The 15,345-nt window shown below is 59.4% G+C and carries 15 protein-coding genes; 10 read left to right on the top strand and 5 right to left on the bottom strand.

The annotated features are described in order from the left end of the window. On the top strand, nucleotides 1–675 hold a 675-nt coding region (locus tag HDE79_RS21670), incomplete at its 5' end, for an autotransporter outer membrane beta-barrel domain-containing protein (protein ID WP_184605291.1). Nucleotides 676–896: 221 nt separating this feature from the next. On the opposite strand, the gene HDE79_RS21665 is transcribed toward HDE79_RS21670, so the two are convergent. Continuing rightward, a complete protein-coding gene (locus HDE79_RS21665) occupies nucleotides 897–1,436 on the bottom strand; it encodes a Spy/CpxP family protein refolding chaperone (protein ID WP_184605289.1) in 540 nt (179 codons plus the stop codon). 62 nt (nucleotides 1,437–1,498) lie between these two features. After that, complete coding sequence (locus HDE79_RS21660) at nucleotides 1,499–1,849, bottom strand: hypothetical protein (RefSeq protein WP_184605287.1); 351 nt, start codon at nucleotides 1,847–1,849, stop codon at nucleotides 1,499–1,501. Between the two features lie 458 nt (nucleotides 1,850–2,307). Between HDE79_RS21660 and HDE79_RS21655 the strand changes: the two genes are divergently transcribed. Genes HDE79_RS21655 through HDE79_RS21645 form a run of 3 tightly spaced genes read left to right on the top strand, consistent with a single transcriptional unit; the run spans nucleotide 2,308 to nucleotide 4,443 of the window. Then, nucleotides 2,308–2,691 (top strand): YciI family protein, encoded by a 384-nt coding sequence (locus HDE79_RS21655; protein WP_184605286.1) that lies wholly within the window; start codon nucleotides 2,308–2,310, stop codon nucleotides 2,689–2,691. Between the two features lie 9 nt (nucleotides 2,692–2,700). Further along, complete coding sequence (locus tag HDE79_RS21650; protein ID WP_184605284.1) at nucleotides 2,701–2,910, top strand: hypothetical protein; 210 nt, start codon at nucleotides 2,701–2,703, stop codon at nucleotides 2,908–2,910. A gap of 51 nt (nucleotides 2,911–2,961) precedes the next feature. Further along, nucleotides 2,962–4,443: an MFS transporter gene (locus HDE79_RS21645; RefSeq protein ID WP_221440329.1), complete on the top strand. Its 1,482-nt coding sequence runs from the start codon at nucleotides 2,962–2,964 to the stop codon at nucleotides 4,441–4,443. A gap of 120 nt (nucleotides 4,444–4,563) precedes the next feature. On the opposite strand, the gene HDE79_RS21640 is transcribed toward HDE79_RS21645, so the two are convergent. Continuing rightward, nucleotides 4,564–5,223: a glutathione S-transferase family protein gene (locus tag HDE79_RS21640; RefSeq protein WP_184605282.1), complete on the bottom strand. Its 660-nt coding sequence runs from the start codon at nucleotides 5,221–5,223 to the stop codon at nucleotides 4,564–4,566. 299 nt (nucleotides 5,224–5,522) lie between these two features. Here HDE79_RS21640 and HDE79_RS21635 point away from each other — a divergent pair, with 299 nt between their 5' ends. From HDE79_RS21635 to HDE79_RS21625, 3 genes are all read left to right on the top strand, one after another. After that, complete coding sequence (locus tag HDE79_RS21635; protein WP_184605281.1) at nucleotides 5,523–6,917, top strand: serine hydrolase; 1,395 nt, start codon at nucleotides 5,523–5,525, stop codon at nucleotides 6,915–6,917. A 347-nt stretch (nucleotides 6,918–7,264) separates the two neighbouring features. Beyond that, nucleotides 7,265–8,989, top strand: coding sequence for an alpha-L-fucosidase (locus tag HDE79_RS21630; protein WP_184605279.1), 1,725 nt, complete (start codon nucleotides 7,265–7,267; stop codon nucleotides 8,987–8,989). Nucleotides 8,990–9,127: 138 nt separating this feature from the next. Then, entirely contained in the window at nucleotides 9,128–9,850 is a 723-nt protein-coding gene (locus tag HDE79_RS21625) for a glutathione S-transferase family protein (RefSeq protein WP_184605277.1), read from the top strand. Nucleotides 9,851–9,937: 87 nt separating this feature from the next. Here the strand turns inward: HDE79_RS21625 and HDE79_RS21620 are convergent, their stop codons facing one another. Then, complete coding sequence (locus tag HDE79_RS21620) at nucleotides 9,938–10,807, bottom strand: NmrA/HSCARG family protein (RefSeq protein WP_184605276.1); 870 nt, start codon at nucleotides 10,805–10,807, stop codon at nucleotides 9,938–9,940. 132 nt (nucleotides 10,808–10,939) lie between these two features. On the opposite strand from HDE79_RS21620, the gene HDE79_RS21615 reads away from it, so the two are divergent. Next, the gene (locus HDE79_RS21615; protein ID WP_184605274.1) at nucleotides 10,940–11,848 is read left to right on the top strand and encodes a LysR family transcriptional regulator; all 909 of its coding nucleotides are present in this window, start codon (nucleotides 10,940–10,942) and stop codon (nucleotides 11,846–11,848) included. Here HDE79_RS21615 and HDE79_RS21610 read toward each other — a convergent pair. Next, the gene (locus tag HDE79_RS21610; protein WP_184605272.1) at nucleotides 11,784–13,415 is read right to left on the bottom strand and encodes a glycosyltransferase family 39 protein; all 1,632 of its coding nucleotides are present in this window, start codon (nucleotides 13,413–13,415) and stop codon (nucleotides 11,784–11,786) included. The two genes, HDE79_RS21615 and HDE79_RS21610, sit on opposite strands and share 65 nt — an antisense overlap. 719 nt (nucleotides 13,416–14,134) lie before the next feature. Here HDE79_RS21610 and HDE79_RS21605 point away from each other — a divergent pair. Together HDE79_RS21605 and HDE79_RS21600 are read left to right on the top strand one after the other, a co-directional pair. After that, complete coding sequence (locus HDE79_RS21605) at nucleotides 14,135–14,503, top strand: hypothetical protein (RefSeq protein WP_184605271.1); 369 nt, start codon at nucleotides 14,135–14,137, stop codon at nucleotides 14,501–14,503. Between the two features lie 80 nt (nucleotides 14,504–14,583). Continuing rightward, on the top strand, nucleotides 14,584–15,108 hold the full coding sequence (locus HDE79_RS21600) for a nuclear transport factor 2 family protein (protein WP_184605269.1): 525 nt from the start codon (nucleotides 14,584–14,586) through the stop codon (nucleotides 15,106–15,108). Nucleotides 15,109–15,345: the final 237 nt, after the last annotated feature.

Genomic DNA, 15,345 nt, shown 5'->3' with positions numbered 1-15,345 from the left:
CTGAATCTGTCCAACGGTGATCATGCCCGTTTGAATACACCGCAGTTCGGCTTTTATCTCGCTGGCGTGTTCGGCCCGAATGATGCGTGGTATGGAAACGCGAATATGGGTTATGCCAACCCCCAGGTGCGTACCACCCGTTATGTCACCGTGGGCAACGCGGTGGGACAGACCGCCAGTGCTTCGTATCACCAAAACGTCGCCGCGCTATCCATGGAGCTGGGCTATCGCGGCAGCTTTGGCAGCACGCAAGTGGTGCCGTTTGTCGCCTATGACGGCGCCTACGTAAAGCACGGTCTGGTACAAGAAGACAGTGGCCAGTCGCTGGACGTGAATGTGCGTGGCGATAGTAGGGGGTCGTCCGTGATCTCCAGCGGCCTGCATCTGTCGCAGGATGTTCAGACCGACAGAGGAACGATCATGCCGGAGCTCACGGTCGCCATCGGTCGCCAGCAAGGTGACGCGATGGGCACCGCAGACGTCAGCTTTGAAGCCGCGCCAGGCACAGCGTTCCGCACCGATGGCGTCAAGACGGGTCGACTGCTTGAAACCGTCAGTGGGGGCCTGTCGGCCGAACTCCGTCATGGTTGGACGGCCAGCCTCGACGGTACCTATGCTCACGCCAGCCATGAAAATGATCGCGGCGTAAAAGCCCAGGTCGCGTTGGCGTTCTGAGCCACATCGATCTGCCGGATCGAGAACTTGTCGATTTCTGAGGTCGCTCCGATTTTCGGACCTGCTCGCTTTTGGCCTTAAGCAGAACTTGCAGATGGTCGGTTCCTGCGCGTACGCAATGTCAGTGCAATAGCCGTCCCTGCAAGTCGCGATGAGCGCGATTCCAAAAAATAAGGCCGCTTCGAGAGCGGCCTTATGATCAACGTAGCTACGACGATGGTTTAGCCTGCAGAAGACGCACTTGCCGGTGCGCCGGACTTGCTGTGCTTGTGCGATCCGTGGGCGGCCTTCTTCTTGGCCTGTTCATTGCGGTACATGGCATCGGCTACCTGCTTCTGTTCCGGCGACAGTACAGCGTACAAATCGCTGAATGCCGAGGACAGCTTCTGCATGTTTTCTGCATGCTGCTGTGCCAGGGCGGCATACGATTTCATGGCGTCGTCGGCGTCCATCGATGAAAGCTTTTGCGCACGATCGCGGAAGGCCCCATCGGTCTTGTTCGCGTTGTCACGCATCGTTTGCGTGAAAGCGTCCCACTGCTTGGACTGCTGATCGGTGATATTCAACTTTGCATGCAGATCGGTGATGCGCTGTTCAACGACGTCGGCACGTTTTTGCGCATGGCTTTTCGTCATCGATGAGGAACTCGACATGGACGAGCTGCTTGCCGATGCCGGTGCCTGTTGCGCAAAAGCGGATGTGGTGAAGATGGCGAGCGACAACAGGGCAGGCACGGCGACGTTACGAATGGCTTGTTTCATAGTTGATGCTCCGATTCACGTGGCGTGATCGACAGCGGCCCGAGATGGGCGCGTCGCGCTGATTAGTAGCCGTTCTGCGGTGGCGGGTAGTTGTTGTCGTAATAGACAACGCCCGGCGGTGGCGGTGGCGGTGGTGACGAATACACCACATCCGGCGGTGGCCGCTGCGCTGAATTCACAATCACTGCCCCAGCGACTACGCCCAACAGGGCGCCGGCGATAAGGCCGCCATTGCCGCCGCCACGGCCGCGATAGCCGCGATTGTCATAGCGATTGTTGTACTGCGGTCGGCCGTGATAGCCACCATGCCCGTAGCGTTGTGCCTGGGCGGGTACGGCCGATACGGTTATCGCCACGGCAACAAATGCGACGGCGACGTAACGATATAAAGAGGTTCGAGCGATGTGAGTCATGAACTTATGCTCCTCACTATGTTGCGTGTGTCGCAGGCATCAGGCCAGCATCGGATACATGCGCGGATAGGAATCGCCACGGCGACAAGGATCAATGACAACACTGTCTGGCATGTCATTAGGATCACCGCCCGCCGATTCTATGACAAAGCATGTGATCAAGCGTTTCACCTGTGCAACCGACCGGAAACACATGAGAAGGGTCATAAAAAGAGGCCGCTCAATCCGTACCTTTCAGGGCCCGACGGGATAGCGCCAGTGGCCTTTTCGCGGGACTGGAGCGAAATGACCCGATTAATCCAGCTCGGTAGGCACCATACCGTCGACAATAGTGGCGATAAGTTTTCAGTACATGTCGATCTGGCCATCTCCCGTTCGTTGCATAGGTAGCCGTGGGGTTTACAGGATGCGCAATCGTCCAGCGCCCGGCCCGAATCAGCCACTACAGGAGCAAGACCATGCGATTCCTTTCATTGATCAGGATCAACGAGAACAGCGGACTGCAGCCGAGCGAGCAGTTGACGAGCGATATGGGCAAACTCATGGAAGAAGTGACCCGGGCCGGGGTCATGCTCGACACGGCGGGACTCAGGCCGACGTCGGAAGGAACACGGATACGGCTTTCCCACGGAAAGATCAGTATGGTCGACGGTCCGTTCACCGAGACCAAGGAGGTGATCGGCGGCTACGCGATGATGGAGACGAAATCGATGGAAGAAGCCATCTATTGGGCCACGCGATTCCTGAAGATCCATGGCGATGAATGGGACATCACTTGCGAAGTGCGGCAGCTTGTAATACATGGCGATCCCGGAGTGACGGCTGAAGCAGCCGCATCCTGACGGGTGCCGATGGCCCTCCACAGCGCATCCAAAAGGACCTGTGTGTATCTTCCGGTCGATACGCCCGCCGAAGCCAAACGCATCTTCCATGCCCTGGCCGAAGATGGCGAGGTGCAGATGCCCATCCAGGAAACCGTCCGGTCCTATCGATTCGGCATGTTGACGGATCGCTACGGCAAGGCGTGGATAGTCAACTGCACGAAGACGCCGGATGCATAGGCAGGATAATCAGGTCAGGCTTCGAAAATTTACCAACTGCGAGATCCACGCATGCGTACAACAGCTATCGACAGCCCGGCTGCAATGCCGTCAGACCGACAGGACCATCATGACCGGCGCTGGCTGGCCTTGATGGTCCTGTGCCTGGGCGTATTGATGATCGTGCTCGATACCACGATCGTGAATGTCGCATTGCCATCGATCCAGACGGATCTGAAGTACTCCGCGACGTCGCTGGCCTGGGTGGTGAATGCGTACATGTTGACGTATGGCGGCTTTTTGCTGCTCGGCGGTCGACTGGGTGATCTCTACGGGCATCGACGCCTGTTCCTGATCGGCATTGTGGCGTTCACGCTGGCATCGCTGGCCTGCGGTCTATCCAGCACGCAAACTGCCTTGATCGTGGCGCGCTGTGTGCAAGGACTCGGCGGTGCCGTGGTGACGGCGGTGGCGTTGTCGCTGATCATGGATCTGTTTACTGAAGCGGCTGATCGGGCCAAGGCGATGGGCATCTACGGTTTCGTCTGTGCGGGTGGTGGCAGTCTCGGTGCGATGCTGGGCGGTTTGCTGACCAGCAGCCTGAGTTGGCATTGGGTGTTTCTGGTCAATCTGCCGATTGGTATCGGCGTGATCGTTCTCTCTCTTCGCTTGTTGCCGGCTGGGTTGAGTGAGGTGACGTCACGACACCTGGATGTGCTCGGCGCCGTGACCGTGACCACGGCCCTGATGCTTGCCGTATACGCGATCGTCAATGGCAACGAATTGGGGTGGCTGTCGCATCGCACACTCGGGCAACTGCTTGTGGCGATCGTTTTGCTGGCGTTGTTCCTGTTGATCGAAACGCGTGTGCGCAGACCGCTGCTGCCGCTGCGACTATTCAAGCTGCGCAATCTTGCGGTGTCCAATATCGTCGGTGTGCTGTGGGCTGCGGCGATGTTTGCCTGGTTCTTTCTCTCGGCGCTCTATATGCAGCTGGTGCTTGGCTATAACCCGATGGAAGTGGGGCTGGCGTTTCTGCCGGCAAACCTGATCATGGCTGTGTTCTCGCTAGGCGTTTCGGCGAAGCTAGTGATGCGCTTCGGTATCCGTCGTCCGCTGGTGTTTGGACTCCTGCTGGCAGCGGCTGGCTTGTTGCTGTTCGCACGTGCGCCGGTGGATGGCCATTTCCTGATCGATATTCTGCCCGGCATGGTGCTGCTCGGTCTGGGTGCAGGCATCGCGCTCAATCCCGTGCTGCTGGCGGCCATGAGCGATGTGTCTCCGGCCGAATCTGGGCTTGCCTCGGGAGTGGTCAACACAGCCTTTATGATGGGTGGCGCGTTGGGTCTGGCCATTCTTGCCAGCCTCGCGGCTTCACGTAGCGAGAGCTTGCTGGCGAGTGGCCATGAACAGCTCGCCGCACTGGACGGCGGCTATCAAGCGGCCTTTCTGGCAGGTGCCTGCTTCGCCGCGCTAGGCGCGCTGCTCGGTGCTGCGATGCTGCGCACGAGCCCGGCAGCCATAGAAGACGACAGGGTCGCATCGATTCCTTGATTGTCGCAAAGGGCGCATCCCCGTGTCGGAATGCGCCCTTTGGTGCTTGCTGCCGATCAGGGTGAGCGGCGGGGACGAGGGAAGGGGTGCGTCATCGTTGGCCTTCGATGGGTGGACAGTTCAATCGCGATCGGGCGCGCCGAGCGGGAACAGCGGGCGGTACGGACGCGCTTCGTCGACAGCTCGTGCAAACGACGGGCGCGCCAGCAGCCGTTGCCGATAGGCAATCACGTTGGCGAACGATGGGTCGATGCGATGCGTCCAATCGGCATAGAAGAGAAACGGGGCAGCGCCGCAATCGGCGAGGCTGAAGCTTTCACCGGCCGCCCATTCACGCCCGGCCATGACCTTGTCGAGCCAGCCGTAGGCGGTGTCGAGCATCGTGCGCGCATCGGCGACGCCACGTGCGTCGCGCTCTGCTTCCGGCCGCAGGCTGTCGGCCACGATCTTCTGCTGCGGCGTCGAGATGTAGTTGTCGAAGAAGCGGTCCATGCTGCGAACTTCGAGCGCAGCACGGGCATTCGCGGGAAGCAGCGACACTGGTCCCGGATGGTACAGATCGAGGTGTTCGATGATGATGCTTGCTTCGATGATTGTGTGGTCACCGTCCACCAGTATGGGAAAGCGCTTCAACGGCCATAGCGCCGCGAATTCCTGGAATAGCTGCGGGTTCTCGTGCGATAGCAGGCACCATTCGAACGGCGTACCGTTCTCGTACAGCGCAACCAACGCCTTCTGGCAGTAGGAGGAAAACGGATGGGCATAAAATTTCAAAGTCATCGTGGTCACCTTGAGTGGAGAAGGGTGCTTTCCCTGACGACGAACGAGATCGAAGGAAATCGACATCCGTCCGGAGATATTAGTTGAACGGCTTCCACCACGGCGATGGGTTTCCTGAAACAAGGATGGTTGGAGATTCTTTACCGTTACGATAATCGCCTGGAGCTGCGCAGGCCGACGCGTCAGCCCCTGGCAAGGTAACGGCTTCTATCACGTCTCTGCGCCTCACTGCCCAAGCGCGTAACGAGGTGCAGGGACACGGGGACATTGGCATAACGACCTGACACGGAAAGATCACTATGGTTGCTCGCAAGTTCAAGATCGTCGCTGGAACGCTGCTTGTCATCGCGATTGCGGCGGCGGTTTCCATCAAGGTTCTCGCTGGCGAATCGCTTTCCATCGCGACAAGCTCGGTGAGTCGTTCGCTGTGTGACGGGGCATTCCTGTCGCACGTGGATCCCGATCGCCTGTTTGCGGAAGAGCAGCTGCCCAACATGCGCAGCATCGGGTGGGCACTTCACTATCGCGTGGATCGCGAGAAGCATGAGGTGCGTGCCAGCGTACTGGGCGCCTTTGGCGCCCGTGCGGTCTATCGCGAGGGTCTGGGATGCGTGCTGGTTCATGGAGGTGCCACGCTCCCCGAGTCTGCCGGTTTCAAGGCCGAGCCCATCGCGAGTGCATTCGCTGAACCTGGCGTGGTGGAGCCCACCGACCCGGTGTTGCGCCAGGTGCTCGATCACGCCTTTGCCGAAGCCGACCCGTCGCAGCCGCGCCTGACCAAGGCTATCGTCGTACTGCACGATGGCAAGCTGATCGCGGAGCGCTACGCTTCCGGCTATGGACCCGACACCCCCATCTGGGGTCATTCGATATCGAAGTCGATTACCAGTGCATTGATCGGCATTCTTGTGCAGCAGGGCAAGCTGCACGTGGATCAGACGGCTCCGATTGCTGCGTGGGCCTCGCCGCAGGATCCGCATCATGCCGTCACGATCGACGAGCTGCTACGCATGGATAGCGGCCTGCCATTCGATGAAACCGATGGCCCGGTCAATCCCATGGCGCGCATGTTTTTTCTGGAAAACGATATGGCCCGCTATGCGGCGACGGTGCCGCTGGACCATCCGCCGGGTACCACTTGGGCCTACAGCAATCTCGGCTATGTGTTGCTTGCGCGCATCGCGGTGAACGCTGCCGGTGAGGGTGGTGCAGTGGATGCCGAGCGTCTCGTGCGCACTCAGCTGTTTGCGCCGCTCGGCATGCGCCATGCCGTTTTCGAAACCGATCTCGCCGGCACGCCGGTCGGCTCCAGCCATGTCTACGCATCGGCACGGGACTTTGCGCGATTCGGACAGCTCTATCTTGATGATGGCGTGGTCAACGGCCGTCGCATCCTTCCCGAAGGATGGGTGTCCTACAGTCACTCGCAAACTCTCAAGACCGGCTATGGCGCGGGCTTCTGGACCAATCTGGTGAACGAGGGCAGCGTGCCGGTATGGGATGCCCCCTGGGGTATCCCGCAAGCGCCGAAAGACATGTTCTACGCCCGCGGTGCCTTCGGCCAGTACATTGTCATCGTGCCATCGGAACATCTGGTGATAGCGCGTCTCGGCATCAGCCTCCATGCTGGCACCGGCATCGGTGATCTCGTCGCCGGAGTCATCACCGCGCTGCATCACCAGTCGCAGCCGTAACCACAGCGAAAGCCTTTTCTCTACGGGGGGCGCTCCATGCAGCCGCCGTGTGACTGCGCCATCACGTTGGTCACTAGTTTGTGTAACTCGCCACTGCCAATGCCGAGGCACAGACGTAAAGTCAGCATGCTCCGCGCACAAGTGTGGAATGTTGGTTCTGCGGTTCGTCATCGTGGACGCAAGCTAAGACAGGAGGGTTCCCGAGCTTGTTGATCCCGTCAGCGTGATCCGCTGATTGACTTGGGCAAGACGATCGTGTGTTCTGAATGGCGATCCATCATTTCGACGAAGGGCTTCAACGCATGCGGTCACGTCATATCACGGTTTTGTTTCGATCGGCGCTTTGCATGGCCTTGCTATCGGCGGGGGCTTCCGGCCTTGCGCTTGCCCAGGCAGCGCACACGGGCGACCAGCCATTGCCGCTGGGCCACGCGCGACCCAGTGCCGCCACCGTGCAAGCATGGAAGGATCGCAAGTTCGGCATGTTCATCCATTTCGGCCTGTACTCCGTGTCCGGCGGCATGTGGAATGGCAAGCGTGTGGACAATGGCTACAGCGAGCAGATTCTTGCTAATGGCAACGTGCCGCCCGAGCAATACGCGGCGTTGGCAAACCAGTTCGATCCGGTGAAATTCGATCCCGACGCGATCGTAGCGCTGGCCAAGGCTGCCGGCATGAAATTCATTGTGCTGACCGCCAAGCACCACGACGGCTTCAATATGTTCCATACAGCGCAGACGCCATACAACACCGTGGATGCCACACCGTACAAACGTGATGTAGTGAAGGATCTGGCCGACGCCTGCGCCCGCGCTGGCGTGCCGTTCGGCGTGTACTACTCCACGATCGACTGGCATCACCCGGGCGGCAATCATTACATCGAGGGCAACAGCAATCCGATCACGCCGGCACAGGCCGATTTCAACGTGGCGCAGATCAAGGAGCTGCTGGGCAACTATGGGCCGATCGCGGAGATCTGGTTCGACATGGGCAAGCCAACGCCTGTGCAAAGCGCGCACTTCGCTGATGCTGTGCATGCCTTGCAACCACAAACGATGGTTTCCGGTCGCGTGTGGAATTATCAGGGCGACTTCACCGTGATGGGCGACAACTCCGAGCCTGACGTTGCGATGGAGGAGCCGTGGCAGTCGCCGGCGTCGATGTTTCCGCAAACGTGGGGTTATCGCTCATGGCAGCAGCGCGATGACCTGCCGGGAAAGATCCACGAGAACATTGCTCGGCTTGTGCGTGTGGTGAGTGCAGGTGGCAACTACATTCTCAATATCGGGCCGCGCGGAGATGGCTCGGTGGTGCCTTACGAGGCCGACGTATTGCACGGGGTGGGCCAGTGGTTGCGCGTCAACGGCGAGGCGATTTACGACACCAGGGCGCAGCCATTCGATGCGCTCGATTTTGGCTATGCCACGATGGGCAAACACATGCTGTACCTGTTCATCGATAAGCTGCCTGCTGATGGTGTACTGCATCTGCCGGACATCGTTGACTCCCATCTCGGGTCGGGCCGGTTGCTCGGTGATACTTCCGGCAAGTCGGTGCCGGTAAGCATCGACAGCGCGGGCGCGACGATGGACGTCCATTTGCTGGCTTTGGCTGGCACATTCATGCCGGTGATTGCGGTACCGGTCGATGGCGTGCTTCATGTACGGCCGCATGCCGTGGCTGCATCGAGCGATGGACAAGTGCGACTCAGCGCGCAGCACGCCGAGCACTTCCTCAACTACAACGGTTTCGGTTACGAGGATCCGTCGACGGTTTACAAGCTGCGCTGGTATGCGGCCCTGGGTGACGGTGACTACCAGTTCACGATTCACTATGTGGCTGGCGATAAGCCTGCGCGTCTGGATCTGCTCGTGGATGGCCAGCGTCAGACTGTTTCCCTGGCGGCAGGTGCCGGTCAGCATCTTGCGCATGCAGTGTCCGGTCGTCGCGACAGCAACGCACAGCCTTATGCGATGCAGGTCGAGTTGACCCCGGTGGAGCCGTTCCACAAGGGTGATCGCTTGCCGGTGTTGATCGAAGCCGTGGATATTTTTCCGTCAGGCAAGCACTGATTTCCGGTGAAGAAATGATCCGTTGTGCTGGATCGTCAGTGAGCTAGCGAGGAACGATCGTATCTACACCACTGCTGACACGACGTTGTCAGTAGCCCGGCGTGAGGCTATACGTACTTTCCGCTTCCGAGCCTGCCCATGTCGTCATCGAGCCTTACCTTGTACGCCTCACGCCCCGGTTTCGGATTGCCCGATACCAGTCCGTTCGTAATCAAGACCGAAGTACAGCTGAAGATGGCTGGTGTTGACTATGACAGGGCATCCACCATTCCACCGCAAGCACCGAACGGCAAGCTGCCTTTCATCAATGACCACGACGAGGTGGTGAACGACTCCACTTTTATCCGTACGCATATCGAGCGCAAATACGGCGTGGATCTGGACGAGGGTCTGGACGCGCGTCAGCGTGCGGAGTCCTGGGCGATCGAGCGCCTGCTCGAGGACCACCTCTATTTCACGATGGTCTGGTTCCGCTGGATCGATCCGGAGAATTTCGCCAAGGGTCCAGCGCATTTCGCCGACAGCGCGCCTGAAGCAGATCGACCGAAGCTGCGCCAGGACCTGCAGGCACGCAAGGCTGTCGAATTGCATGCGCAGGGACTGGGCCGGCATACGCCAGCGAGGATCGTAGAGCTGGGTACTCATTCGATCGACGCGTTATCGCAGCTGCTTGGTGACAAAGTTTGCTTCATGGGCGAGAAACCCAGTGGCGTGGATGCCACGGCCTTCGGCGTACTCGCTTCCGTGCTCACGCCATTCTTTGATACGCCGCTGCGTCGGGCGGCGGAGGCCCGACCGAACCTGGTCGCCTACGTCGCCCGCATGATGCAGCGCTATTACCCCGAGCATGCATGGAATTAGCCTGGTCTGTAGAACGTGACTGCGCATGTCAGGCGCACCGAAAAGAAAAAGCCGCGCACTGCGCGGCTTTTTCTTCCTGTCATTTGCTCAACGCCACGCTGCCGCCGTTTCCTTCACGAAATCCCGGTACGAGCGCGGTGCGTGCCCGAGGATGCCGGTCATGATGTCGATGGCACCGGGCTTGGGCAGCATGCCGTCGCTCTGGAAACGCGCCAGCATCAGGCGGATGTCGTAGGCGGACCATGATGGCGCGCGGCCAGCCATGTTCTTCTCAAAACCGACCAGATCGTTGCCGCCGTAGGCGACCGGCTTGCCGAGTGTTTCGGACCAGACCGCCGCGGCGTCCTTGCCGGTAATGGCATCCGGACCGACCAGCTCGATGACTTCGCGCGGCAGCGGGGTGGCAGCCTGCTCGCGACGCAGCAGCGAGGTAACGGCAATCTCTGCAATGTCGCGGGTATCGACCATCGACACGCCCAGCTCGCCGAGCGGCATCGGGTAGACGCCGTTCTCCAGCGCGCCTTTCATCATCGCGTCGTTCTGCATGAAGTACGACGGACGCAGCACGGTCGCCGGCAGGTTGAGCTGCTCGATCGCACGCTCCACCGTGTACTTGCCGGTGAAGTGCGGCACGTCGGTAAACGCGTCGCTGTTCTGTACCGAGAAATAAACGATGCGCTGGATGCCGGCCTCACGCGCCAGGCTCAGCGTGATCAAGGCCTGGGTCACTTCGTCGGCGACCACGGCGTTGAGCAGGAACAGTGTGTCGACACCTTTCAGCGCAGCGCGCATGGATTCCACATCGGTCATTTCGCCAGCGACGGCGCGCACGCCCTTGGGAAAGTTGGCCTTGTCGGGGTTGCGGGTCAGGGCGTGGACGGTGGCGTTGCGGGCAACCAGACCGTTGACGACTTGGGTGCCGATGGCGCCGGTGCTTCCAGTGACGAGAATGCTCATGTCGTTACTCCTTTCGTTTCAGGGATGGGTTTGATGTGGAGGTGTGGAGCGGGTACGGATCTACTTTGATCGTTTCATAAAAGAAACGAAAGATGCATAATCGAGACATGAAGTCTCAAAAATGGAACGTATATGGATCTCGAAGCGCTGGTCGATTTCAATGCCGTGGCCAGCCATGGGGGTTTTAGTCATGCCAGCCGGGCGACCGGTCGACCCAAGGCCACCTTGTCCCGACGGGTGAGGCAGTTGGAGGATTCGCTGGGCGTGCACCTGATCGAACGAGGCGCGCGCACCCTGCGACTCACCGACGATGGCGCCGCGTTGCATGAACAGACGTCGGCACTGCTCGATCGCATCGACGACATCAAGGAGGCGCTGATCGGTGATGTCGGTCTGCCGCACGGCCGTCTGCGCATCAATGCGCCGGTGCTGTTCGCGCAACGCGGGCTGGGCCGCATCGCTGCGCGGTATGCCGCGGCTTATCCGGACGTGCAGCTCGAGATCACTGCCGACGATCGTTTCATCGATCCACTGGTCGATGGTTACGACCTGGTGCTTCGCGCGAATCCTAAAGCAACCACCGAGCTGGCCGGCCGCTGCTTTCTGCGCGATGAATTGATCGTGGTGGCGGATCCATCGATCACGCGCCCCGAATCGGCGAGCGAGGATGCGCCGGTGCCCGCCGTGATCTTGCTGGGTGCGCCCGAGGGCTCGCCCTGGAACATCGCACGCGATGGGCAAACGCAGCAGCTGCACACACGGGCGGCCATGCGTTTGTCATCGATGACAATGGTCCACGACGCTGTATTGGATGGCGCCGGTGTCGCGATGATGCCGCGCTCGCTGGTACAAGCCGACCTGGACGCGGGTCGGTTGTTCGATTGGGGCAATGCCGTTGGTCGTCGGATCGAAGTATGGGCGCTGTATCCGCCGAATCGCCACGTGAGCCGGAAAGTCTCCGCCTTCATCCGCATGCTCACGGAGCAATTCGTTGACGGCTCACCGGAAGGATTTCAGTCACTGTCGCGATTGGTGGGGTGATTAATGAATCCACGCCGTTGGATCGCCAGGTTGAGTCTCCATTGTTCGGTGCATCAAACATCAGAATGGTGATTTCCTTGCCCTCGGGGATCTCCAGGGCCGGAGTGCCCAGAGCGGCGATACGGGTTTTGAAAGTGTCGAGTTCTTCGCGCGGACCCATGGCCGAGCGGCCATTGACGGCCCAGACGCGGCCACCCTGTTTCCACCGTTCCAGCGCGACGTCGAGTCGCGACGTGACCAGGGCGGTATTGCCGATAGGCACTTCGTCTTTGGGTTGCAGCACGGCGAGCATGGTGGGTGCGTTCGAATCGCCGGTGAATACCGTATCGCCGGGGCGCACGTTCGCAGCCAGTGCGGCGGCGGCCTTGTCCCAGCGTGGCTTAGTCTCGGTTCGATAAATCGGTAACAGATTGACCGTACATAGCAGCAATAGCGCAATGACCGTGGTGGGCATCATTCGACGCGGTAATGTGGCAGCACCGATGCCGACCAGGATGAAGAATGGTGCAGCACTCCACAGGATGTAGCGCGGCAACACCATGGACTTGATCAGCGAGATAGCCAGCAGCAACAGCGGCAGCACCGCGAAGCCCAGCAGCAGCACTCGCCCTTCCAGCCGCCTGCGTATGCGGTACAGCCCGATACCGCCGAGTATTGCCACCAGCAATCCGAGCAGGGGAACCGCGGTGGGTAGCACGCTGAAACGTACTACCGCGGCCATGCGCATCAGGTAAGCGCTCTTGGCCACGACTCTGAGATTTTGCCAGCTTAGCGGGGGGATCCAGTCGAACTTCTGCAGCATCTGGCCATCGCTGAACGCGAGGATGGCACCGTAAAACGGCACGCAGCACACCAGGATGATCGCCAGGCTCAGTAGCCAGTTGCGCTGAAAGCCGATGCGCGCTTCGGGCGGCGTCTCCATGCGCAGGCCGCGCCAGATCAGGAACAGCGATACGTTGGCGGCGAGCAGCCAGGGTGCGGCATCACTGAGTACATCCAGCGCGCCGATCGTGCCGATCAGATAGAGCGCCCAGCCGCAGCGATCGAACTGCGGGTGCCGAATATCCAGCGACGCCCGCAGCGGATTTTGCGCCAGGCGTACCAATGCCCACAGGGCGATGGTGATCAGCAACGTGACGAGTGTGTACGAGCGCGCCTCTTGTCCGTACTGCACCTGGAGCGGCGATAACGCCATCAACAGTCCGGCGACGATGGCGGCAGGGCGGCCGGCGATGCGCCGTGCAATGGCGAACACCACGCCAACAGACAACGTGCCGAATAGTGCCGAGGGTACCCGCAACCAGACGTTGTTCGAGTCGAACTGCGAGAACAGTTGCAGCATCAGGAAGTAACTCGGCATGTGCCGGTTGCTGAAGCTGTCGGCGATCAGGCCATCGAGGCCGAGATGAATGCGCTGGTAGGTCAGCGCTTCGTCGAGCCAGAACGGTTGGCTATCTATATGTAGCAGGCGAGCTGTCAAGCCGATAAACACGACAAACAGCACCCAAGCGATGTCGCTCGCTGTCAGTTTCCCGATCGTGCCGCTTTGCTGGTTGTCGATAGCCATGAACATTTTCGAGGTGAGGCAGCCGTGCTGATTGCAGCGGCGATATAAGCGGCTGGGACACATCACGCAAGTGACAGAAAATAGTTCACCGACATGACAATCCGACGATCCATCTCGGCGGGGGTGTGCAAGTTAACGTCGGCAGCATGGATCGGTTGTCAGCGCAAAATGACACGTTGGGCCGCGTTCATTCCGGAGTCACGGCGCGAGAGCCGTGGGTGTAAAGGGCCAGCTCATAGTGATTCGAGTTCACTGCCTCCACTAACCATGATGTGGCCGGTTGCATATTCCATTCGAAACCGGCCACCTCTAACGATGCAAACCCGCCACCGGGAATGCTCTCAAACCCGCCACCCGAAATGGCCTGAAAAGCGCTACCAAGATGAGGCTGGTTCGCCGACTATCGCGTTGCCATGGCGAACGCGACGCGCAAGTGACGGAGCACGGACGGCGGATAGATGTACTTGCAGTTTCGCTGAAAGGCCGACAAGCTGCGAAGGGCAGAAGTCGACCCTAAGTGGACATTGCACAGCACTTCATCTGCAGCAATGAAACCGATGCGCTAGATCCGGTTATACATCCGATTGTTAGCCGGACCCAACACGGATAAGCTGTTCTTTGATCAAGACGTTGGGAGCAGATTTCCGAGTTCGACTAGGGATGTATAACCGGACCCATGGGTCCGTCTATTAGGTAGTTAGGGCGAAGGGGGAAATTCAATGAACGACTACTCTAGCGTTTCAACGGCGCATCGTATTTGTATCTTTTTTTATGGCATGGCTTCGCTCGGTTTGCTAATCGATTTATTCTCCTCGCCGATCCACCGTACTGCCGGACAATGGGTCTTCTTGGGCATGTTGCTTGCCCTTCTAATCGGCGGTCACACAGCGCTTGCAATTGGGGCATCGAACGCAAGGCCTTGGGCCCGCGCTTGGAGCATTGTCATCGCGGTTTTATACGTATTTGCATTCCCGTTGGGCACATTTGTAGCTGTTTATCTTTTCTACAAATGCAAAAATCCATGGCAAGGCCCGAAACATCGTCCCTCACTAGCAGATGCTTGGCCAATCAGCCCCGAGAGGCCCTAACATTTCGTTCAAGGCGGACGGCTTCGCCGCCGCTTAACTCCAGCGTTAGAACGCAAGATACTTCAAAGGATCTGAGAGATATGAGCCGTACGATCTTCGCTGTTGTCGTTCTTGGACTCACGCTGGCAGCAGCGCCGCTGCTTGGGCAGAGCGTTCCACAGACCGCCATCTCCGCACAGCTCCCTAACGTCGTGCTACCCCCTGATTTGGATCGAGTGCTTCGTGACTATGAGCGCGCATGGCGCGCGGGCGATGGGGCTGCTCTCGCTTCACTTTTTGCAGAGGACGGGTTCGTTCTGCAAAGCAAACATCCGCCAATTCGCGGACGGCCAGCGATCCAGGCAGCTTATGGAAGACAAGGAGGCGCAACTTTACGGCTACGTACGCTCTCCTACGCCACTAATGGCACGCTCGGCTACATCATTGGTACGTATGGTTTTGGCAATGAGCCCAGCGAGGCGGGAAAGTTCACTCTCACTTTGCGTCGCGCGCCCGGCGAGCCGTGGCTGATCTTTTCGGACATGGATAACTTGAGCGTGTCGCCTCAGCGCGGGAGCGCACTGAACACGCCTTCGCCAGCCGAGCTTCCGATGGCAGGGCACTGATTGCGTCTCGCTCCCAGCAGATCAAATGCCGCGGTAATTAAGTTTGAGCAACGCTTCCGCGCTGCGGTATACGGTCAGGGGCCTAAAGCTGAATGACGTCGAATTTGGCCGTTAATCTCCGGGCGATGTCGGATGATGTCTTGTGCGACGTCCCCCCAGCTTCAGTAGCGGTCGGCTCTAGAATCCGGTGGTTACTTTATCGGTTTTGCTCGCGAGTTGTTTCGCGTACTCAGCGGG

The organism is Rhodanobacter sp. MP1X3 (assembly GCF_014207165.1).
In the GTDB taxonomy this organism is placed as follows: domain Bacteria; phylum Pseudomonadota; class Gammaproteobacteria; order Xanthomonadales; family Rhodanobacteraceae; genus Rhodanobacter.
The sequence above is the reverse complement of the archived record's forward strand: the minus strand, read 5'-3'. Positions and strand labels throughout refer to the sequence as shown.